18 protein-coding genes are annotated in these 21,938 nt (G+C 66.6%); 9 read left to right on the top strand and 9 right to left on the bottom strand.

Going from position 1 to position 21,938, the window contains the following annotated elements:
• Positions 1–8 precede the first annotated feature (8 nt).
• The 3 genes from ACQY46_RS12950 to ACQY46_RS12940 form a co-directional block, all read right to left on the bottom strand.
• A complete protein-coding gene (locus tag ACQY46_RS12950; RefSeq protein ID WP_428696455.1) occupies positions 9–1,154 on the bottom strand; it encodes an ABC transporter substrate-binding protein in 1,146 nt (381 codons plus the stop codon).
• A 66-nt stretch (positions 1,155–1,220) separates the two neighbouring features.
• Positions 1,221–2,006 carry an ABC transporter permease gene (locus tag ACQY46_RS12945; RefSeq protein WP_428696454.1) on the bottom strand — a complete coding sequence of 262 codons (786 nt, stop codon included), beginning with the start codon at positions 2,004–2,006 and terminating at the stop codon, positions 1,221–1,223.
• A gap of 10 nt (positions 2,007–2,016) precedes the next feature.
• Positions 2,017–2,883: an ABC transporter permease gene (locus ACQY46_RS12940; protein WP_428696453.1), complete on the bottom strand. Its 867-nt coding sequence runs from the start codon at positions 2,881–2,883 to the stop codon at positions 2,017–2,019.
• Positions 2,884–2,987: 104 nt separating this feature from the next.
• On the opposite strand from ACQY46_RS12940, the gene ACQY46_RS12935 reads away from it, so the two are divergent.
• The 4 genes from ACQY46_RS12935 to ACQY46_RS12920 all read left to right on the top strand — a co-directional run bounded on the left by ACQY46_RS12935 (position 2,988) and on the right by ACQY46_RS12920 (position 8,003).
• Positions 2,988–3,995, top strand: coding sequence for a LysR family transcriptional regulator (locus tag ACQY46_RS12935; RefSeq protein ID WP_428696452.1), 1,008 nt, complete (start codon positions 2,988–2,990; stop codon positions 3,993–3,995).
• Between the two features lie 181 nt (positions 3,996–4,176).
• Positions 4,177–5,301 carry a saccharopine dehydrogenase NADP-binding domain-containing protein gene (locus ACQY46_RS12930; RefSeq protein WP_428696451.1) on the top strand — a complete coding sequence of 375 codons (1,125 nt, stop codon included), beginning with the start codon at positions 4,177–4,179 and terminating at the stop codon, positions 5,299–5,301.
• 187 nt (positions 5,302–5,488) lie between these two features.
• Positions 5,489–7,525, top strand: a complete 2,037-nt coding sequence (locus tag ACQY46_RS12925; RefSeq protein WP_428696450.1) for a potassium/proton antiporter — start codon at positions 5,489–5,491, stop codon at positions 7,523–7,525.
• Positions 7,526–7,640: 115 nt separating this feature from the next.
• On the top strand, positions 7,641–8,003 hold the full coding sequence (locus ACQY46_RS12920; RefSeq protein ID WP_428696449.1) for a hypothetical protein: 363 nt from the start codon (positions 7,641–7,643) through the stop codon (positions 8,001–8,003).
• Between the two features lie 38 nt (positions 8,004–8,041).
• Here ACQY46_RS12920 and ACQY46_RS12915 read toward each other — a convergent pair whose 3' ends face one another.
• The 3 genes from ACQY46_RS12915 to ACQY46_RS12905 form a co-directional block, all read right to left on the bottom strand.
• The gene (locus ACQY46_RS12915; RefSeq protein WP_428696448.1) at positions 8,042–9,046 is read right to left on the bottom strand and encodes a ChaN family lipoprotein; all 1,005 of its coding nucleotides are present in this window, start codon (positions 9,044–9,046) and stop codon (positions 8,042–8,044) included.
• Between the two features lie 105 nt (positions 9,047–9,151).
• Positions 9,152–10,345: an acetyl-CoA C-acyltransferase family protein gene (locus tag ACQY46_RS12910; protein ID WP_428696447.1), complete on the bottom strand. Its 1,194-nt coding sequence runs from the start codon at positions 10,343–10,345 to the stop codon at positions 9,152–9,154.
• 199 nt (positions 10,346–10,544) lie between these two features.
• On the bottom strand, positions 10,545–11,060 hold the full coding sequence (locus ACQY46_RS12905; protein WP_428696446.1) for a winged helix-turn-helix transcriptional regulator: 516 nt from the start codon (positions 11,058–11,060) through the stop codon (positions 10,545–10,547).
• 93 nt (positions 11,061–11,153) lie between these two features.
• Here ACQY46_RS12905 and ACQY46_RS12900 point away from each other — a divergent pair, with 93 nt between their 5' ends.
• From ACQY46_RS12900 to ACQY46_RS12890, 3 genes are all read left to right on the top strand, one after another.
• Entirely contained in the window at positions 11,154–11,819 is a 666-nt protein-coding gene (locus tag ACQY46_RS12900) for a dihydrofolate reductase family protein (protein WP_428696445.1), read from the top strand.
• A 138-nt stretch (positions 11,820–11,957) separates the two neighbouring features.
• Positions 11,958–12,893 carry an AraC family transcriptional regulator gene (locus ACQY46_RS12895; protein WP_428696444.1) on the top strand — a complete coding sequence of 312 codons (936 nt, stop codon included), beginning with the start codon at positions 11,958–11,960 and terminating at the stop codon, positions 12,891–12,893.
• Positions 12,894–13,070: 177 nt separating this feature from the next.
• Positions 13,071–13,613: a carboxymuconolactone decarboxylase family protein gene (locus ACQY46_RS12890; protein WP_428696443.1), complete on the top strand. Its 543-nt coding sequence runs from the start codon at positions 13,071–13,073 to the stop codon at positions 13,611–13,613.
• A 113-nt stretch (positions 13,614–13,726) separates the two neighbouring features.
• Here the strand turns inward: ACQY46_RS12890 and ACQY46_RS12885 are convergent, their stop codons facing one another.
• A complete protein-coding gene (locus tag ACQY46_RS12885; protein WP_428696442.1) occupies positions 13,727–15,226 on the bottom strand; it encodes a CoA-acylating methylmalonate-semialdehyde dehydrogenase in 1,500 nt (499 codons plus the stop codon).
• 244 nt (positions 15,227–15,470) lie between these two features.
• Here ACQY46_RS12885 and ACQY46_RS12880 point away from each other — a divergent pair, with 244 nt between their 5' ends.
• Complete coding sequence (locus ACQY46_RS12880) at positions 15,471–16,352, top strand: LysR family transcriptional regulator (RefSeq protein WP_428696441.1); 882 nt, start codon at positions 15,471–15,473, stop codon at positions 16,350–16,352.
• Between the two features lie 33 nt (positions 16,353–16,385).
• Here ACQY46_RS12880 and ACQY46_RS12875 read toward each other — a convergent pair whose 3' ends face one another.
• Positions 16,386–17,513: a Gfo/Idh/MocA family protein gene (locus tag ACQY46_RS12875; RefSeq protein WP_428696440.1), complete on the bottom strand. Its 1,128-nt coding sequence runs from the start codon at positions 17,511–17,513 to the stop codon at positions 16,386–16,388.
• 179 nt (positions 17,514–17,692) lie between these two features.
• Here ACQY46_RS12875 and iolG point away from each other — a divergent pair, with 179 nt between their 5' ends.
• A complete protein-coding gene (gene iolG, locus ACQY46_RS12870) occupies positions 17,693–18,691 on the top strand; it encodes an inositol 2-dehydrogenase (protein WP_428696439.1) in 999 nt (332 codons plus the stop codon).
• 90 nt (positions 18,692–18,781) lie between these two features.
• Here iolG and ileS read toward each other — a convergent pair whose 3' ends face one another.
• On the bottom strand, positions 18,782–21,919 hold the full coding sequence (gene ileS, locus ACQY46_RS12865; protein WP_428696438.1) for an isoleucine--tRNA ligase: 3,138 nt from the start codon (positions 21,917–21,919) through the stop codon (positions 18,782–18,784).
• Positions 21,920–21,938 lie beyond the last annotated feature (19 nt).

Here is a 21,938-nt window from a genome sequence, read left to right as displayed (position 1 = left end):
CCGGACCGCTAGTAGCCGCGCTCGACCCGGCTGTAGACGCGGGCCCATTCCTCCTCGTTGCCGTTCCAGTATTCGGCATTGAAGAAGTTGAGCCCTTCGAGCGTCCCGGTCGGATCAAAGGCCGGCAGCGCCTTGACCTTGTCGGAGAGCTCCACCTTGGCCGGATCGAGGGAGGGCGGGTAGTTCTGCCCCTCCGCCACGGCGATCGCCACTTCCGGCTCCAGCATGAAGTTCAGGAGTTCCTCGCAGGCCTCCATCGGGCTGCCCTTGAGCACGAAGATGCATTCCTGCCAGCCGAGGCCGCCGGGCGGGTCGATATAACCGATGTCGTGGCCCTGGTCCTGGAGCGCCTTGATGCGGCCCGACCAGCCTTCGGTGACGTAGATCTCCTCTTCCGCCAAGAGGCTCATCAGCTCCGCACCCGACCCCCAGTATTTGAGCACCAGGTCGCGATTGGCGCGGACGGCATCCCAGACGGCGTCGATGTCGCCGATATTGTTGGGATCCTGGTCGCTCTGCAGCGCGCCGTACCAGATGCGCGTCTTCCAGTCGCTCCAGCCGCCGATCTTGCCCTTGTAGGCGGCGTCGATGAGGATCTTCGCACCCTTCTCCTTCATCTCGTCATCGGAGATGTGCTTGCGGTTGTAGGCGATGCCGGTGGTGCCGTAGTCATAGGGCACGGCGGAGAGCTTGCCGCCGGTGATGTCGCGGAACACATCCTGCAGCGCCGGGATGACGTTGGCGAGGTTGGGGATGTTGTCCTCGTTGAGCTCCGAGGTCAGTTCCAGCCCGTGATAGCGGGCATAGTCGAAGACGCCGGACAGATGGGCGAGGTTGAACTCGCCCGGCTGGCTCGCCCGCACGCGGGCGATGTACTCGTCCGCACCGCCGAACGTGCCGTCGACGACGGCGATGCCGGTCTTCTTCGTGTAGGGATCGAAGGCATGCTGGCGGAAAGCCTCGGAGACGACACCGCCCCAGCCGTCGAAACGCACCTGCTCGGGCGTCGCCGCCCGGGCGAAGTTGCGGAACGGACCTCCCATCACCCCGTAGGCCGCGGCAGAGGCGCCGATGAGGCCGAGCATGGCGCGGCGGCTGACATCCCCGTGGCGGTAGCGGTCGAGCAGTCTTTCGTAGCGTCTGGTATTGTCCATTTCAGGCTCCCGTTTCTGACTGTTGCACCCGCGGGTTTCCCGAGCGGCGGGGCGCGCTCCCTTCAATCAACTTCGCGAGGCGGCCAGCCGGCGCGCGACGCCCATGCCGACGAGCGGCAAGGCCACGGTGACGACGATCATCACCGTGCCGAGCGCGTTGATCTCGGGCGAGATGGAGTTTCGCAGCATGGCGAAGATCTGGGTCGGTACCGTCTCCACGCCGCCCGGCTTCCAGAACATCGTGCCGGTGATGTCGTCGAAGGAGATCGTGAAGGCGAAGAGCATGCCGGCGAAGACGGCCGGCAGCAGCAGCGGCAGGGTGACCGAGAAGAAGGTCTGCAGCGGGTTCGCCCCCAGACTGCGCGCCGCCTCCTCGTATTCCGGCCGGATCGCGACGAGGCGCGCCTGCACCACCAGCAGCACGAAGGGCAGCGTGAAGATGACATGGCCGAGCAGCAGCACCAGGAAGCTGCGCGGCATGTCGAGCCAGCGCAGGAAGAGGAGCAGCGCCACGGCGAGCACCACTTCCGGGATCAGGATCGGCGCGATGAGCAGGGTCGTGATCGTGTTCTTGCCGGGAAAGCGGTAGCGCACCAGCGCCAGCGCGGCGAGGATGCCGAGCACGGTCGAGATGACCGCTGTCAGCGCCGCCAGCAGCAGCGAGACGCGAAAGGCGCGCACGATGGCGTCGTTGTTCCACAGTTCCACGAACCAGCGAAAGCTCAGCCCTTCCATCGGAAAGGAGCCGAACTGCCGGGAGTTGAACGACAGCAGCACCACCACCGCGACAGGCATGAACATGAAGAGATAGACGGCGACGGTGTAGAGCCTGAGGAAAGTCCATCCGGTCATGGCTGTCTCCTCACCCGAACGATCTGGCGATCTGGCCGAGGCCGACCAGGCGGTTGTAGACCATCACCACACTGCCCAGAACGACGAGCAGCACGATCGACAAGGCCGAGCCAAGCGGCCAGTTGAGCTGGGTGATGACGGCCTCGAAGACCAGGTTGGCGAACATCGCCTGGCGCGGCCCGCCGAGCACCAGCGGCGTGATGTAGGTGCCGGCGGCGAGCACGAAGCACAGCAGCCCGCCGGCCGCGAGCCCGGGCAGAGACAGCGGCAGGGTCACTTCCCGGAACGTCTGAAGGTTGGACGCGCCAAGCGAGCGGGAGGCGTCGAGCAGGTTCCGGTCGATCGCGTCGAGGCTCACATAGACGTTGAGCACCATGAAGGGCAGCAGGAAATGCACCAGCCCGAGGATCACCGTCGCCTCGTTGTAGAGCATCTGCACCGGTTCGGGGACGATGCCGAGGCCGACGAGAACCGTGTTCAGCGCGCCGCTCGAGCCCAGGATGTTGATCCACGACATGGTGCGGATGATGTAGCTGATCCAGAACGGCAGGATGAGAAGCAGCAAGAGCAGCGTCTTGTGGCGTGTCGTCGACATGGCGATGACATAGGCCGGGACATAGCCGAGCACGGCGCACAGGAGCGTGGTGATCGCCGCGATGCGGAGCGTGCCGAGCAGGATGTCGCGGTAGAACGGATCGCCGAAGACAAGCTGCCAGTTGTCCAGATGGAACCCGGGAAGCTCGGCGCCGGTCGAGGTGCGCAGCCAGAACGAATAGACGACGATGAACAGCACCGGCACGACCAGCAGGAAGGCGACCGTCGCAAGCGCCGGCGACAGCAGGATCCAGGGACGTGCCGCGGCTCCCGTCTCTCCCATCCTGGCTTTCCCCCTCCTCGCCGACATTTGACGGGCTTGAGTTTGACCCGGCCTTGAGACATTCTTCAAATAGATATTGGCAATCCCAAACATAGATTTCGAGAATGGACACACCTGCGACACGCAAGCTGGGCGAACCGCCGGCCCCGACAGGGGGAATGGTCTGGAGCCTCGACTGGAACCTGATCCGGACCTTTCTGGTGATCGTCGAGGAGAAGGGCGTCACGGCGGCCGCCAACCGGCTCGGCCTGAAACAGCCGACGATCTCCAACGCGTTGCGCCGCCTGGAGGACCGGCTCGGCAAGCGGCTGGTCGTGCGCGGGCCGGGCCGGTTCGAGGTGACGCCGGCGGGGCTGCTGCTCTTCGACGAGGCGGTGGAGATCTTCGGCAGCATCTCGCGAATGGGCATCCTGATCCGCGACATGGACGAGGAGGTGTCCGGCCATGTGACGCTGGCGCTTGCCAGCCACGTGGTCTCGCCGGTGCTGGACGAGGTGCTGGCGGGCTTCCACCAGCGTCATCCGAAAGCGACGCTCGGCATCGAGGTGATGACCAGCCGCGACGTCATCCAGGCGGTGCGCCAGCGGCAGGCGAGCGTCGGCATCTGCCTGGTTCACCAGAAACATCCGCAACTCGACTACAACCGCCTGTTCCGGGAGTATTTCGGCTTCTTCTGCGGACCGCGCCACCGCCTGTTCGGCAAGCGGAACCTCAAGCTTGCCGACCTGCGCGGCGAGACCTCCGTCTCGTTCAAGACCGACCGGCTGACGGACGCGCTGCGCCCCGTCGCACTGATCCGCGCCGAGGCAAGGCTCGACGACCGGGTCGTCGGCGTCTCCTCCAGCCTCGAGGAGGTGCGACGGATGATCGTCGCGGGGCTCGGCATCGGGCCGTTGCCGATCCACGTGGCGGCGCGCGACGTCGAGGCGGGCCTGCTCTGGCGGCTGCCGCCCTACGAGGCGCCGCCCGCCATCGACATCCATGTGGTGAGCAATCCCCATACGCGCTTCAACCGCGCCGAACAGGGCCTTTTGTCCATGCTCAACCAGCGCATCGCCGAGACGCCCTTCCCCGAGCGCGACTATCACGAACCGGCGCCGGACGCGGGCTGAGCGCGGCGATTCCCCGAGAAAGGGCCAGGCCGGGCAGGTTCGCATCCCGCTTCCGGCAATTTGCCGGAAATACCGTCATATCAACGAGACAATGCCGCTTTCCGACACGATGTGTCCTCTTCAACGGACGAACCGGCAGCTATCCTGAGGTCAGAGCCCATTTTCCCGAGGAAGACCCTTCATGAACACCTGGCCAGTTCTCGTAGTCGGCGCCGGCAAGATCGGACGCACCATTGCCGCCCTGCTCGCCTCCACCGGCGACTACCATGTCACCATCGCCGACCGCGACGAGACCGCGCTCGCCGCCGCGCGGCGGCCGGGCGTTGCGACCGAGCGCGTCGACCTTGCCGACGAGGAGGCGCTGGTCGCAGTCCTGCGGGGCAAGAAGGCGGTGCTTTCCGCCGCGCCCTTCTTCCTGACGGGCACCATCGCGCGCGCCGCGAAGCGCGCCGGCGCGCACTATCTGGACCTGACCGAGGACGTCGCCTCGACCCGCGAGGTGAAGGCGCTGGCGGCAGGCGCGAATGTCGCCTTCGCCCCGCAATGCGGTCTGGCGCCCGGCTTCGTCTCGATCGCCGGCAACGATCTCGCCAACCGTTTCGACAGGCTCGACACGCTGACGATGCGCGTCGGCGCCCTGCCCCGCTACCCGACCAACGCCTTGAAATACAATCTCACCTGGTCGACGGACGGGCTCATCAACGAATATTGCAATCCGTGCGAGGCGGTGGTCGACGGCGAGAAGACGCTGCTGCAACCGCTGGAGGGCTACGAGACCTTCTCGCTCGACGGCATCGACTACGAGGCCTTCAACACGTCCGGCGGGCTCGGCTCGCTGGCCGAGACGCTGTCCGGCAAAGTGCAGAGCCTGCGCTACCTGACGGTGCGCTATCCGGGGCATCGCGACATCATGCGCATGCTGTTGACGGATCTCGGCCTCAAGGATCGCCGCGACCTGATGCGCGACGTGCTGGAAACCGCCGTGCCGATCACCCGCCAGGACGTGGTGCTGGTCTTCATCACCGCCTCGGGCGGCCGCGCCGACCAGCGCGAGCAGATGTCCTCGGTCTACCGGGTGACTGCCCAGGACTTCGCCGGCGAGACCTGGAGCGCGATCCAGATCACCACCTCGGCCGGGATCTGCGCAACGCTCGACATGCTGCGCGAAGGCAAGCTTCCGGCCGCCGGCTTCCTGAAACAGGAAACCATTCCGCTGCCGCAGTTCCTGGCCAACCGCTTCGGCCGTGTCTATGCCGGTGGCGGTGCGGCCGGCGCGGATCACACTTCGGCCCGCGCGGCGGCCTGACGCGCGAGCCTGAGCGGCGGCCTGAGCGGGCGACAAGCAATGACAGGGGCGGCCGCACGGGTCGCCCTCGTCATTTTTCCCGGGGCGTAGTGCACCGCCCCGGTTCGGACCCGATTGCCTTATAGTCAGAAGGACACACACGATTCCCGGATGGCGCGGGGCCGCCCGCGCCCGGAGGCGCGACCGCATGCTCGAAACGCTGAACCTGGTGATCCTGATCGCCGCCGGCCTCGTCGCCGTGTCGGTGTTCACATCGCTGGTCAGCTTTCGCGTCGGCGCGCCGCTGCTGCTCGTCTTCCTGCTCGTCGGGCTGGCCGCAGGCGAGGACGGTCCCGGCGGCATCGCCTTTTCGGACACCCGCACGGCCTATTTCATCGGCTCCATCGCGCTGGCGATCATCCTCTTCGACAGCGGTTTCCGCACGCGGCTTGCAACCTTCCGGCTTGCCGCCGGGCCGGCGCTGGCGCTGGCGACGCTCGGCGTCGCGATAACGGCCGGGGTGGTGGGCGCAGGCGCGCATTACCTGTTCGGCTGGACCTGGACCGACGGCCTGCTGCTGGGAGCCATTGTCGGCTCGACCGACGCGGCGGCCGTGTTCTTCCTGCTGCGCGTCGGCGGGGTGAACCTGCGCGAAATGATCTCGGCGACGCTCGAGGTCGAGTCCGGCTCGAACGATCCGATGGCCATCTTCCTGACGATGACGCTGGTCGGCATGATCACCGCCGGCACGGTGGAGGCGGACGCGGCGGCGGGCGCGGATCTTGCCGTCGAGCTCATCCGGCAGATGGGGCTTGGCCTCGTCGCCGGGCTTGCCGGCGGCTATGCCATCGTGCAGATCGTCAACCGGGTCAACCTGGAGCCGGCGCTCTACCCGATCGTCGTGCTGGCGCTGGCGCTGGCGCTTTCGGGGGCCACCTCGCTGGTCGGGGGCAGCGGGTTCCTTGCCGTCTATGTCGCCGGCATTGTCTGCGGCAACGTGCGCATCCGCCAGCAGCCGGCGCTGAAGAACTTCCAGGGCGGCATGACCTGGCTCGGGCAGATCGGCATGTTCGTGACGCTGGGACTGCTGGCGACGCCGTCGCAGTTCGGCGGCTTCGCCCTTGAGGGCTTTTCGCTCGCCGCCGTGCTGATCTTCCTGGCACGGCCCTTTGCCGTCTGGCTCTGCCTGCTGCCTTTCGGCTTCACCCGCAGCGAGATCGCCTTCGTCTCCTGGGTGGGCCTGCGCGGCGCGGTCTCCATCCTGCTCGCGATCCTGCCGCTGATCTCCGGCCTGCCCAACGCGCAGGAGATCTTCAACGTCACCTTCCTGATCGTGCTCACCTCGCTGGTGTTGCAGGGGTGGACGATCCGTCCGATGGCGCGATGGCTGAAGCTGACCGTGCCGGCGCGCATGGGCCCGGTTGAGCGGATCGAGCTGGAACTGCCCGGCGGGCAGGACCACGAACTGGTCGGCTACACGGTGCATCCGGCCTGCGCCGTCGCCCATGGCGAGCGTATTCCCCGCTGGGCCCGGCCGGTGCTGATCCTGCGCGACGGGCATGCCGTGCGCCTGCAAAAGGCCGGCAAGCCGCAGCCGGGCGACCGAATGTACATCCTGGCAACGGCGCGGCAGGTCCCGGTGCTCGACGCGCTGTTCGCCGGCGCGACGGAACAGGAGCACGACCCGGCCCTGTTCGGCGACTTCGACCTCGACCCGGACGCAAGGCTCGCCGCCCTCGGCGCGATCTACGGGTTCCGCGTCGAGAAGGCCGATGCCGGGCTCACCGTGCGCGCGTTCCTTGCCCGCGAGCTCGGTGACGACATCGAGCCGACCGACCGGGTCGCCTATGGCGATATCGACCTTGTCGTGCGCGACATCGACGAGGATCACGGCATCACGGCCGTCGGGCTGGCGGTGGAACATGTGGAGCCGGCAGAACCGGCCCTGCCGTTCTTCTTTTCGCGCGAGGACTTTTCCCGGGCCGGGCGACGGATCGTCAACAAGGTGCGGCGGCGGCGGGCGCGGGCCAAGGTGCTGGCGCGGCGGCGCGCCGCCTATGATGTGCCGGAGAGCGAGCCGCAAGAGAGCGCGGACAGCGCCACGGACGGCGGGGAGACGAACGCTTCCCCCGAGGACGGAAAAGAGACCGGCGACACCGCAGCACCCGCCCCCGAAACCGGGGACAAGGCCGAGACCGGCAACGCGGATCGCGGATCAGACATCTATCGCGGGCCGCTGTCGTGAGGCCGGGAACGGAAAGCGCGGGACATCGCTCATTTGCAGGCTGACAGGCCCGCAACCGGAAACTACTCTGGATTGCAGTTCGTTTCAGGCCCCACTGTCCGGAGATGTGTCATCCATGAAGAGTTCCCTGCCGCTTCTTGTCGCCGGTCTCGCGCTTCTTGCAGGGGCATGCCGCTCCACCAATGCCTATGACACGCTTCCGGGCGAGTTCCTCATTCTCAGCCAGTGCTCGTCCGAAGTCACCGGCAACCGCTTCCTGTTCTCCGTCAAGACGACGAGCGGCACCGTCGACCCGTCCAACCCGGTGCCGTTCGACGAGTTGATCTTCACCAGGGAGGAGCTGCGGCCAGCCGAAACGCCGGCGACCGGCTCCCTCACGCCCGAGCAGGAACTGGCCGAGGCAAAGGAGAAGGTGAAGCAGTGCTACACGGCCAAGCGGGAGAGCGGAGACTACCGGAAACGCCCGAAGCCCTCGTGAGAGGGGCGCGCGCACCGACGGCCTGACGCGGGAAACGCCTATTTGGCGTTCTCGAACCGCTTCTCCAGCTCCGCGCAAGGGTCCGTTCGGTCCTTGCGCGCGGTGAACCAGAGATAGTCGTAGGGCGCGGGCATGTCCGCCGTGCCGCCGGCATAGCTTGTCGGATCGGTCTCGCCCTCGGCCACCTCGACCAGGGCGACCGCGACGACGGAGGCATCCGGCTGCCGCCAGCGCAGATAGCGCGGCACGCCGAAATCCGTGCGGGCATGGCCGGCGCCGGCAATCAGAACGGCGCCGTCCCCGCCCTCCTCCGCCGCCGAGATCATCGCATCGGCAAGCGTCGCGTCGCGAAGCCGCTGGACGGCGACGAGCGGCATCAGCCCCGCGCGCGGCATCATTCCGCAATGACCCTCGAACAGCGTGTCGAGCAGGCCTGTGTCCGCCGTCTCGCCAAGCGGCTCGTCGAGTTGCAGTACATCGCGCCGGGTCTCGCCGAGAATGCCGAGCCCGCCGCGCGCGACGCTGCGGCGCTCGTTCCTCGGCGTGTCGCCGGCGACGACGGGAAGCGACGCGGCAAGCGCCACCTCGAGGATCGGCCGGTAGATCGCGTAGTCCGGCCAGCCGAGTTCATCCCAGCCGAGCGCGGTCCCGAACCCGTCCGCCGAGGCATCCGCCTTGCCCAGATAGGCGTCGAGACGGGGCTGCAGGTCGCGCGGGAGCATTTCCAGCACCACCGCAGGTGCGCGTCCCGCCTCGACGGAGGCACCGAGCAGATGCGCCTGCAGGGTGTGATGGCGGGGATTGTCATGGATCTCGCCGACAAGCGCGAAGCGCGCGGCGGCGATTGCCGCCCGGACCCGGTCAGGATCGACGAAGGCGCGATCGGCCACGGACCAGACCCGCTCGACAAGCGGATGGCCGTCGGCGGATTGCCCCTCAAGGTCCGTCGCTCCCGACGCGCGCAAGGAGGTGCTGGCGGCAAGGATCCCCGTGAGCATACCGGCGCAAAGGGCTGCCGCGAGAAGGCCTGCGCTGCGAGACATGCGGCATCACTCCATGCTGGCCGAACGCAAAAGGCCGCCCCCTTTGCATCCGGCCTTTTATCGGTCGAAACCCGGCAATGACAAGGTCCTGTCCGAAATGGCGCTTCAGACCGCGTTGAGGTTCTCGATCGCAAGGGCGATGCCCTGCCCGCCGCCAATGCACATGGTGACCAGGCCGTAGCGGCCGCCGGTGCGCTCCAGTTCGTAAAGCGCCTTGACGGTGATGATGCAGCCGGTGGCCCCCACCGGATGACCAAGGGCGATGGCCCCGCCATTGGGGTTCACCCGGTTGGACGGGAAGCCCAGTTCACGCATCACCGCGCAGGCCTGCGCGGCGAAGGCCTCGTTCGATTCGATCACGTCGAAATCGGCCGCCGTCAGTCCGGTGCGCGCGAACAGCTTCTGCACCGCCGGGATCGGGCCGATGCCCATCATGTCCGGCGCGACGCCGGCATGGGCATAGCCGACGAGACGGGCCATCGGCTTGAGGCCGCGCGCCTCCGCCAGCGCCCGGTCGGCGAGTACCACCGCAGCCGCGCCGTCATTGATGCCCGAGGAATTGCCGGCGGTGACCGACCCGTCCTTGCGGAAAACCGGCCTGAGGCCGCTCAGCGTCGAGATCGATGTGTCGGCCCGGACATGCTCGTCGGTGTCGAAAACACTCACGTTGCGTCCGGCCTGCACCTCGACCGGCAGGATCTGCTCGACGAAACGGCCGTCCCTGATGGCGATACCGGCCCGGTGCTGGCTGTCGACGGCGAGCGAATCCTGCGCCTCGCGGCTGATATTGTGGCGCTCGGCGACATTCTCCGCCGTGATGCCCATGTGGCCACCGCCGAAGGGATCGTTGAGGGCGCCGAGCATCATGTCATGCATCGGCGCGTCGCCCATCTTCACGCCGAAGCGGGCGCCGGGGCTGGAAAAGGGAGCGCGGCTCATGGATTCCGCGCCGCCGGCAAGGGCGTAATCGGCATCGCCAAGCAGGATCGACTGGGCCGCGCTGACAATCGCCTGGGCGCCGGAGCCGCACAGGCGGTTCAGCGTCAGGGCCGGGGTTTCCACCGGGATGCCGGCATCCACCGCGGCGACGCGGGCGAGATACATGTCCCTCGGCTCGGTGTTGATGACGTGGCCGAAGACGACATGCCCGACTTCCTGTGCGGCAATCCCGGAGCGGCGCACGGCCTCGGCGGCGACCTTGGCTCCCAGTTCCGTCGGGGGAACGGTCTTCAGCGACCCTCCGAAGGCCCCGATGGCGGTACGGACACCCGACAGGAAAACGACTTCGCGCTGCGTCATGAAAACCCCTTTTGGCCATCAAGCTAAATCGAGAGGAAACCGGCCGGCACCGTATTGCGACTTCTTTCAACAGGCAAAGAAAAATTCACCTGCCGCGAATTTCTTCATGCCACGACAATCAACGGAGTGTTGCGCGCATCAGGGTAACGTTAGGACACCTCGTCAAGAACTTGCCACGGCCTTGTAGCCCCCGCACGGCTCAGGCCTTTGCCTGCCTGTCGCGGAGACCCTCGTAAGCCGCCGTCAGGCGCGCCAGCACGGCGGACGGATGCGCGCCGCCCGCCCCCGCGACCGGATCCCCGACATGCATCACCCGCAGTTCCTCCATGAAGGCATCCCACATCGGTTGCCCGCCCTCCTCCAGAAGCCGCGCGCGAATGCTCAGATCCTCGCTGACGGGGAGATGCGCGCGGCCCCAGGCCCCGATCATGGCAAGGACCGGGACCAGCCGGATTGCCGGCTCGGTCAGGCTGTAGATCGCCTTCTGCGCATGACTTGGGTCGTCCTGCCGGCTGATCAGGCCGAGCGCCACCAGCCGCTTCAGCCGGGCGGCCAGGATATTGGAGGCGATCCGCTCCTCGGAGCGGGTCAGAAGATCGCGGAAATGCCGCCGGTTGCCGAACATCATGTCGCGAATGACCACAAGGCTCCACCGGTCGCCCAGCACTTCCATTGTCAGGTTGATGGGACATCCGGATCGCCGCTCGATATCCACGTCCTCACCTCCTTGCAAAACCAGTTGCAATATAAGAGCGGTTATGCGAGGTAACAACCGGTTTCATATCGCAATCAGAAACGGGAGGTCATCATGACCAAGATCCGCGTATCCTGTATCAGCCTGTCCATGGACGGCTTCGGCGCCGGGCCGGATCAGGATCTCGAAAATCCCGGCGGTATCGGCGGAGTAGCCCTTCACGACTGGGCCTTCGCCACCCGCTCGTTCCGGGAGCGCGTGCTTGGCGAAACCGGCGAGGCGAACGCGGGCGAGACCGGCATCGATAATGATTTCATCGAGAGGAGCCTGACCGGCTTCGGTGCCTGGATCATGGGTCGCAACATGTTCGGCCCTGTCCGGGGCGAATGGCCCGACGACACCTGGAAAGGCTGGTGGGGCGACAATCCGCCGTTCCACACGGATGTCTTCGTGCTCACCAATCATGCGCGGGCGCCCATCGAGATGGAGGGCGGCACCGTCTTCCATTTCGTCACCGACGGCATCCGTGCCGCGCTGGAGCGCGCGAGGGCGTCCGCGGGCGAAAAGGACATCCGCATCGGCGGCGGCGTCGAGACGATCCGCCAGTACCTCAAGGCCGGCCTCGTCGACGAGATGCATCTCGCCGTCAGCCCGGTCGTGATGGGCAAGGGCGAGAACCTGCTCGCCGGCATCGACCTGCCCGCCTGCGGCCTCACCCGGGTCGAGCGGACGGTCTCGCCCAGGGTGACGCATTACGTCCTGTCACGCGCCCACGCGTAAGACGGCACGGCACCGCCCAACCGATGCCGACGACAGAAAGACACGCGATGGCCGGAGCGTGAATTTCTATCGTCCCACCAGATGTGTCAGATCGTTCGGGATGATGGACGAACTCGCAGGATGCGCTAACATGCGGGGATGCTCGACCTGCTCAGTGACATCCTCACCCGCCTCTCCCTCAAGGGGACGCTTTATTTCCGCACCAGCTTCACCCCGCCCTGGGGCGTGCAGGTGCCGCAACTCGACAATGTCTGCCGCTTCCACTTCGCCCATCGGGGCGACTGCATGCTGCGCATCCAGGCGACCGGCGAAACCGTCCTGGTGGCGCAGGGCGACCTGGTGCTCATCCCGCACGGCGCCGCCCATGTCCTCTACTGCCAGCACACCGGTCCCGACGAGAGCCTGCCGCTGGACGAGGTTTTCGAGAAATCCGGCTATCGCGGCGAAGGCGTGCTGGTCTATGGCGGCGACGACACCACACGCAGCACCCAGATGATCTGCGGCCATTTCTCTTTCGCGGAAGGATCGCGGCACCTGATCTTCGACCGGCTGCCCTCCTGTATCCACATCAGGGACTACGGCGCGGAAACCGGCGCATGGATGGAGGCAACGCTGCGGGTGATCGGCGGCGAGGCGGGAGCGACGCGGCTCGGCGGCGACCTGATCGCGCTGAAAATGTCGGAAGCGATCTTCGCCCAGGCGATCCGCACCTGGCTGGAGCGTCAGGGCGGCGAAGGCAACGGCCTTGCCGGCTTTGCCGACCCGCAACTCTCCCGGTCGCTGACGGCCTTTCACGGCAACCCGGCCGGCAGCTGGAGCGTGGAAAGCCTGGCGCGCATCGCCGGCCTGTCGCGCACCAGCTTCGCCCAGCATTTTGTCCGCAAGATGGGGGTGACGCCGATGCAATACGTGACGGACTGGCGGATGCAGATCGCCCGCCAGGGGCTGGCCGAGCGCAAGCTGAATGTCTCCGAGGCCGCCGCCCTTGCCGGCTATGCCTCGGATTCCGCATTTTCGCGCGTGTTCAAAAAGGAAGTCGGCATCTCCCCGGCAAGCTTTCGCACCGGGCGCTGAACCGGACCGGCTCACGGAAACCTCTCAGATCATCCGCTTTTCGTGATTGAAACCGAACGATCTGCAAGATTATGCGGCGCATCTGAAATAGATGAAACGCGGAGCCATTCCTATGTTTCCTTCACCGGCACCACGGAGGTGCCTGGTTCCGAAACAAGCCATCGAAGGAGACAGAACATGGCACGCATTGCGCATCTTACCGATACCGAGGCCAGCGGCCGGGCCGCCGAACTGTTCGGCGCGATCAAGTCCAAGCTCGGCATGGTCCCGAACCTTTACCGGACCGCCGGCAAGCGCCCGGCAGTGCTGGAGGCGATGCTCGGCCTCGGCGAGACGCTCGGCACGGGATCCTTCGACGCAAAGACCCGCGAGGCCATCGCCCTGGCGGTGGCAGGCGCCAATTCCTGCGACTATTGCGCCTCGGCCCACAGTGCCATCTCGCGTAGCCTGAAGGTGGACGACGCGGCCATCGACGCGCATCTGGCCGGCCGTGCCAACGACCCCCGCCTCGCCGCGATCCTGCGCCTGTCGCTCGCCGTCGTGGAGACGCGCGGCATGGTGTCGGATGCCGATATCGCGCAGGCCCGACGGGACGGGCTGGATGACGGCGACATCGTCGAGACCACGGCGAACGTGGTCGCCAACATCATGACCAACTACCTCAACCATGTCGCCGGAACGGAGATCGACTTCCCCGCCCGGCGCGCCCGCGTCGCCTGAACGGAGCTGCAAGAGGCCCTGACGGCAAAAAGCCCGCCCCGGAGGCACCGGGGCGGGCTTTCGTTTTCAATGGTTGAGACTGCGCCCGACCGGGCTGCGGTCTCGACGCGGGCTCACTTCATGGTCGGAATGACGAACTCGGCGCCGTCCTTGAGGCCCGACGGCCAGCGCGAGGTGACCGTCTTGGTCCGCGTGTAGAAGCGGAACGCGTCCGGACCGTGCTGGTTGAGATCGCCGAAGCCGGAACGCTTCCAGCCACCGAACGTGTGGTAGGCGAGCGGCACCGGGATCGGCACGTTGATGCCGACCATGCCGATGTTGATCCGGCTGGCGAAGTCGCGGGCCGTGTCGCCATCGCGGGTGAAGATCGCGGTGCCGTTGCCGTATTCGTGGCTCATCGGCAGGTCGAGCGCCTCGTCATAGTCCTTGGCGCGCACGACCGACAGGACCGGGCCGAAGATCTCTTCCTTGTAGATCGACATGTCCTTGGTGACATTGTCGAACAGGCAGCCGCCCATGAAGTAGCCGTTCTCGTAGCCCTGCATGGTGAAATCGCGGCCGTCGACGGCAAGCGTCGCGCCGTCCTTGACGCCCTGCTCGACGAGGCCGAGCACGCGGTCGCGGGCCTGGGCGGTGACGAGCGGACCGAAGTCGACGTCATTGCCGGCCGTGTAGGGCCCGATCTTCAGGCTCTCGACGCGCGGGATCAGCCGCTCCATCAGCGCGTTGGCGGCAGCTTCGCCCACCGGAACAGCCACTGAGATCGCCATGCAGCGCTCGCCGGCAGCACCATAACCGGCACCGATCAGCGCGTCGGCGGCCTGGTCCATGTCGGCATCCGGCATGATGATCATGTGGTTCTTGGCGCCGCCGAAGCACTGCGCGCGCTTGCCGTTGGCAGTGGCACGCGTATAGACGTATTCGGCAATCGCGGTGGAGCCGACGAAGCCGACAGCCATGATGTCCGGATCGTCGAGAACGCCGTCGACGGATTCCTTGTCGCCATTGACGACATTGAGGATGCCGGCGGGCAGGCCGGCCTCGAGCATCAGCTCGGCCAGCATCATCGGCACGGAGGGATCGCGCTCGGACGGCTTCAGGATGAAGGCGTTGCCGGCGGCAATCGCCGGGCAGAACTTCCACATCGGGATCATCGCCGGGAAGTTGAACGGCGTGATGCCGGCAACGACGCCGAGCGGCTGGCGCATCGAGTACATGTCGATGCCGGGGCCAGCGCCTTCGGTGAACTCACCCTTCAGGAGATGCGGGGCGCCGATGCAGAATTCGGCAACCTCGAGGCCGCGAATGACGTCGCCCTTGGCGTCGGGAATGGTCTTGCCGTGCTCGCGCGACAGCGCCTCGGCGAGCTTGTCCATGTCGCGATGCAGCAGGTCGACGAACTTCATCAGGACGCGGGCGCGCTTCTGCGGGTTCTGGGCGGCCCATGCGGGCTGCGCGGCGACAGCGTTCTCGACGGCTGCGCGCAGTTCGGACTGGCTCGCCAGCGCGACCTTGGCCTGAACTTCGCCCGTCGCCGGGTTGTAGACGTCGGCGAAGCGGCCGGACGTGCCGTCCACATGCTTGCCGCCAATGAAATGTCCGATGGTGTTCATGGTCGTTCTCTCCCTTGATCGGCCGGTGGAACCGGCCTTCGGGTTGCGCTTCGACCGCCGCTCCGGGACGGACATGAGGTCCGCGCTCGTCGGCGCCTGCCTTCACGCAAGCCTGTAATTCGAGTGCGGCTCTTTCTTGCCTTCGTTTTTTGTCAGGTGCAATAGATGCAAACCCGCATCCGTTGTGCGAAAATAGAAGCCACCAAGATCAGGCCCGACGAAGCGAACCGAAGGCAGGCCGCGAATGAACTGGGACGATACACGGATTTTCCTCGCGGTGGCGCGTTCCGGGCAGCTGCTTTCGGCGGCACGCGCGCTCGGCGTCAATCACGCCACCGTCGCGCGGCGGCTGTCGGCGCTGGAGAGCGATCTCGGCGTCAAGCTGGTCGACCGGCGCACGACCGGTTCGACGCTGACGGCGGCCGGCGAGCGCCTGCTGGGGACGGCGGAGCGGATCGAGGCGGAGGTGCTGTCGGCACGGGCGGAGATCGGCGGCGCGGATGTCGCCGTTTCCGGCACGGTCAGGATCGGCGCGCCGGACGGGTTCGGTGTCGCCTATCTGGCGCCGCGCCTTGGCGTGCTGACCGAGCGGCATCCCTCGCTGACGCTGCAGCTTGTGCCGGCACCGCGCGCGGTCTCCCTGTCACGGCGCGAGGCCGATATCGCCATCACGGTGGAGCGGCCCGACCACGGGCGGCTGGTGGCGCGAAAGCTCGTCGACTACCGTCTCGGCCTCTATGCCTCGCGGACCTATCTCGCCCGCGCCGGCATGCCGGAGAGCGCGCAGGACCTGAAATCCCACGCCACCGTCGGCTATGTGGAGGACCTCGTCTATTCTACCGCGCTTGCCTATGCGGAGGAGATCGACCGGGCGTTCCAGCCGCGTTTCGAGATCGCCTCGGCGCTCGGGCAGACCGAGGCGGTGCGCTCCGGCGCCGGCATCGGCATCCTGCACGCCTTCATCGCCCGCCAGGACCGCAGCCTGGTGCAGGTGCTGCCCGAACACACGATCGCGCGCAGCTACTGGCTGGTGCTGCACGAGAGCGTGCGCGAGCTTGGCCGGGTGCGGGTCGTCGCAGACTTCATTTCAGAGACCGTGGCAGGCGAGCGGGCCATCTTCGCCTGACCGCCCTCGCCCGCCGTCCCTTCCCCGCAAGCCTCACCCGACCGCGACCCAGCCGCCGGTCTCGTGGGAGCGCGCCGCCGCATGGACCGTGCGCTCGATCTCCAGCCCCTCATCGAAGGTGATCGCGACAGCCGGTTCGCCGGCGACAAGGCGCAAGAGCTCGCGGCACTCGATCACCTTCAGATCGTTGAAGCCGAGACCATGGCCGGGGGCGGGAATGAAACGGTCATAGGGCGGATGGGCGGGACCGGCGAGAATGCGGGTATGGCCCTGGCGCGCCGCCGGGCCGTCGGCGCGGTAGAGCTCGACCTCGTTCATCCGTTCCTGGTCGTAGAGGATGGACCCTTTCGAGCCGAAGACCTGCAGCGCGATGCGTCCCTTGCGCCCCCAGGCGGAGCGGTTGACCAGGAGGCTTGCCTGGATGTCGCCCGGGAACCGCAGCAGGAGGTTGGCCATGTCGTGGGTCTCGACGGCACGGCGCCCGCCTTCGGCGAGCGGCCGGTCGGGATAGGGCTTCGCCATGTCGCAGAAGACCCGCTCCGCCTTGCCGAACAGGCGTTGGATCAGCGACAGGGGATGGACGGCGAAATCGTCGAGCGCGCCATAGCCGGAGGACGAGGCGCTCTTCCAGGAGAACGGATCGCCGGGATCGGCCATGAAATCCTCGTCCATCTCGGCGCGCAGCTGGAACGGTTCGCCGATGGCCCCGTCCGCGACCATGGCGCCGATCTCGCGGAAGACGGGGTTCTGGATGTAGTTGTAGCCGAGAACGGCGATCCGGCCGCTCGCGCGGGCCGCGTCGCGCATGGCCTGCGCATCCTTGAAGTCCGGCGCCATCGGCTTCTCGCACCACACATGCTTGCCGGCCTTGAGCGCCGCGATCGCCATTTCGGGGTGAAACCGGTTGGGCGTGGTGATCGACACGATGTCCACCGCCGGATCCTCGACAAGCGCCCGCCAGTCGGCGGTGGCGCGGGCAAAGCCGAAGGCCGCCGCCCGCTCGCGGGCCAGATCCCCGGTGACCTCGCACAGGAGTTCGAGGCGCGGCCGGGCGACGTCGCCGAAGACGGAGCGCACCGCGTTCCAGGCAAGCGCATGGCACTTGCCCATGTAGCCGGTGCCGATGAGGCCGACACCGAGGGAGTTCGAAGCGGTGGTCATGAAGCGTGTCCTTGAACGGCGGCGCAGCGAGGGGAACTCTCCCGAAACACGGGCGCACGCAGCGGTGTATAATCGCGTGTCGCGGGCACCGGGTCCCGAGGTTCGGTCTTGCACAAATGAAACGCAAATTCTATGATTACGTCAATATGGAATAAACATTCTTAAAAAGGAACCCGACCTTGCTTTCAGTCACAGTGATCGGCGCGGGACGGATCGGCCAGATCCACGCCGCCAACCTCGCCGCACGGGCGGCGGAAACCGGAGACGTGCGCCTGGCCGGCATCTGCGACGCGATGCCGGAGGCGGCCGAGCGGCTGGCCGGGCGGCTCGGCGCGCCGGTGATCTCGCTGGATGAGGCGCTGGAGGGCAGGAGTTCCAACGCGATCCTGATCGCCTCGCCGACGGACACGCATTCGGATTTCATCGAGCGCGCCGCGCGCGCCGGCAAGGCGGTGTTCTGCGAGAAGCCGGTCGACATGTCGGCGGACCGGATCGAGGGCGTTCTGGAGGTCGTCGGAACGGCGGGCGTGCCGCTCTTCATCGGCTTCAACCGCCGTTTCGATCCGAACTTCGCCTCACTCAAGGCGCGCATCGACGAGGGGCGGATCGGCGATGTGGAACTCGTCACGATCCTGTCGCGCGACCCCTCCCCGCCGCCGATCTCCTATATCGAGCGCTCGGGCGGCCTCTTCCGCGACATGATGATCCACGATTTCGACATGGCGCGCTTCCTGCTCGGCGAGGAGCCGGTGGAAGTGCACGCGGTCGGCTCCAGCCTTGTGGATCCGGAAATCGGCAAGGCCGGCGATGTCGACACGGCCGCCGTGATGCTGAAGACGGCGAGCGGCCGCATCTGCCAGATCTCCAACTCGCGCCGCGCCACCTATGGCTACGACCAGCGGATCGAGGTGCATGGCTCGCTCGGCCTTTTGCGCGCCGGCAACCAGCACGAGACGACGGTCGAACTGGCGACGGGCGCGGGCTTTACCGCCGATCCTGCCCAGAACTTCTTCCTGGAACGCTATGCCCGCGCCTACCGCCTGCAGCTCGATGCCTTTGTCGCCTGCGCGCGCGGCGAGGCAGCCCCCTCGCCCGACGGCTTCGACGGGCTGAAGGCACAGCGTCTCGCGGATGCGGCAACGCTGGCGGCGCAAAGCGGCCAGCCGATCCGGCTCTGACAAGGCCGCGACGTTCAAACACCAAAGGGCGGAGGACCTTCCGGTTCTCCGCCCTTTTTGCATTCCGTTGCCGCCGCGCGGCCGAAGGGGTCAGCCCTCGATGCGCACCACCTCGATGGAGACCTCGGCGCCGCCCACCTCGTGCGTGGCGCGGAAGGCCCCCTCGATCGTGCCGCCGATGGAAAGTTCCAGCGCCAGCGTGTCCTGGGCGATGCGGGCGCGATGCTCCTCGACGGCCTGGACGAGCGCATCGGGCACCACGAGGTTGAGGCGGATGCGGTCGGTGACCTGCAGCCCGCCGTCCTTGCGCGTCTGCTGGATGAGGCGGACGATGTCGCGGGCGTGGCCCTCGCGCTCCAGCTCCGGATAGACGCGGGTGTCCATGACGACGACGCCGCGGCTGGCATCGAAGAGCCCCGTATCCGACCCTTCCGGCGCCATCACCCGCATCGTGTAGTCGTCGGGCGAAAGCTCGACGCCGGCAAGCTCGACGATGCCGTCCGCCCGCAGCGTCCAGTTGCCGGTCTTTGAGGCGATCATCACCTCCTTCATCTTCTGGCCGAGACGCTTGCCGATCTGCGGCTTGACGACAAGGCTGTGCTCGCCGACCGAGAGCGGATCGGCCTCCAGCACCAGATCCTTGACGTTGACCTCGTCGGCGATCAGCTGCGCGTAGGGGCGCAGGTCCTCGATGTCGACATGGGCGACCGTCAGCGTCTTCAGCGGCAGGCGGGCGCGCAGGCGCTTGGTCTCGCGCAGCGACATGACCGAGGCGCAGACGTCGCGGATCAGGTCCATGCGGCGGACGAGATCGGGATCGTGCGGCAGCTTGCCGGCCTCCGGCCAGTCGGCCAGGTGCACGGAGAGTTCACCCGTCAGCCCCTTGTAGATGCGCTCGGCGACGAAGGGCATCATCGGCGCCAGGGTGCGCATCAAATGCGTCAGCACCGTGTAGAGCGTGTCGAGCGCGTCGCGCTTGTCGTCGTCGAGATCCTCGCCCCAGAAGCGGGCGCGGGAGCGGCGGATGTACCAGTTGTTGAGCGCGTCGATATAGCCCGGCACATGATTGTAGGCCGAGGGAATGTCATAGGCGTCGAGCGAGCCCTCGACCTTCTCGATCAGCTCGCGCGTCTTGGCGAGGATATAGCGGTCGAGCAGGTTCTCCTGGTCGAAGCGCAGGCGCGCCTTGTACCGGTCAGCATTGGCGTAGAGCGTGAAGAAGTAATAGGCGCTCCAGATCGGGATGATCGCCTGGCGCAGCGACTGGGCGATGCCGCGCCCGTCCTTGGCAACCGCAAGGTCGCCGCCGACCAGCAGCGGCGAGGACAGCATGTACCAGCGCAGCGCGTCGGCGCCGTAGGTGTCGAAGACGCCAACAGGGTCCGGATAGTTCATCAGCCGCTTGGACAGCTTCTGCTTGTTCTCGTCGAGAACGACGCCGTGGCAGACCGCGTTGCGGAACGGCGCGCGGTCGAAGATCGCGGTCGACAGCACCATCAGCGTGTAGAACCAGCCGCGCGTCTGGGCGACATATTCGACGATGAAGTCGGCCGGGAAATTGCGCTCGAAATGCTCCTTGTTCTCGAACGGATAATGCTGCTGGGCGAAGGGCATCGAGCCGGAATCGAACCACACGTCGAGCACTTCCGGCACGCGGCGCATCATCGACTTGCCGGTCGGGTCGTCCGGATTGGGGCGCACCAGCTCGTCGATCATCGGGCGGTGCAGATTGTCGACCGTGACGCCGAAATCGCGCTCCAGCTCCTCGATGGAGCCGTAGACATCGGTGCGCGGGTATTCGGGATCGTCGCTGATCCAGACCGGGATCGGGCAGCCCCAGAACCGGTTGCGCGAGATGTTCCAGTCGCGGGCGTTCTCCAGCCACTTGCCGAACTGGCCGTCGCGCACATGCGAGGGAACCCAGTCGATCTCGCGGTTGAGCTCGACCATGCGGTCCTTGAACTGGGACACGGCCACGTACCAGGCATCGATCGCCTTGTAGATCAGCGGCGTGTCGGTGCGCCAGCAATGCGGATAGTCGTGCAGGTAGGTCTCGTGGCGATAGACGACATGGCCGCGCGCCTTGAGGTCGCGGATGATGTCCTTGTTGGCCTCGATGACGTTCTGCCCGGCATAGTCGGCGACTTCGGCGGTGAAGTTGCCGGCCTCGTCGACCGGCACGACGAGCGGGATGTTGCGCTCGCGGGCGAGCTCGAAATCGTCCTCGCCGAAGCCCGGCGCGATATGGACGCAGCCCGTGCCGTCGCCTGCCTCGACGAAACCGGCGGCAAGCACGGCGAAGGCGTTCTCGGTCTTCGCGAAGTAGGGGAAGAGCGGCTCGTAGGCGGTGCCGGCCAGCGCCGCCCCCTTGAGGCTGTCGACCTTCGTCCACTCGCCGAACTCGCGCTCGTAGCGCTCGAGCGCGGCGTCCGCCAGCACGACGCGGACGCCGTCCTTTTCCAGCACCGCGTAATCAAGGTCGGGCGAGACGGCGAGCGCAAGGTTCGACGGCAGCGTCCAGGGCGTCGTCGTCCAGGCCAGCAGCCGCGTCGGCACGTCGGCGAAGCGGTCGCCCTTCAGCAGGAAGCCGACGGTGAGCGCCGGGTCCTGACGCTCGCGATAGGAATTGTCGAGCCGCGTCTCGAAATTGGAGAGCGGCGTCTGCACCGCCCAGGAATAGGGCACGACCCGGTAGCCGCGATAGACGAGGTCCTTGTTCCAGAGCTGCTTGAAGCCCCAGATCACGCTCTCCATGAAGGAGAGGTTCATGGTCTTGTAGTCGTTCTCGAAATCGACCCAGCGGCCCTGCCGTTCGACATAGTAGCGCCACTCGTTGGTGAAGCGCATGACCGAGACCGAGCAATGCTCGTTGAACTTGCCGATGCCGTATTCGAGGATCTCGTTACGCCCCGAGATGCCCAGTTCCTTTTCCGAGGTCAGCTCCGCCGGCAGGCCGTGGCAGTCCCAGCCGAAACGGCGCACGACACAGTCGCCGCGCATGGTGCGGTAGCGCGGGATCAGGTCCTTGACGAAGCCGGTGGCCAGGTGCCCGTAATGCGGCAGGCCGTTGGCGAAGGGAGGGCCGTCATAGAAGACGTACTCGCCCGAGCCGTCCTCCTTGCGCCGGTTCTCCACCGAAGCCTCGAAAATCCGGTTCTCTTCCCAGAACTTGAGGATGTCTTCCTCGAGCTTGGGGAAACTGGGATTAGGATCGATGGCTTCGTACATCACGAATGTCCCGTTGTTC

The sequence above is a fragment of the Stappia sp. genome, assembly GCF_965276915.1.
GTDB lineage: Bacteria > Pseudomonadota > Alphaproteobacteria > Rhizobiales > Stappiaceae > Stappia.
The sequence above is the reverse complement of the archived record's forward strand: the minus strand, read 5'-3'. Positions and strand labels throughout refer to the sequence as shown.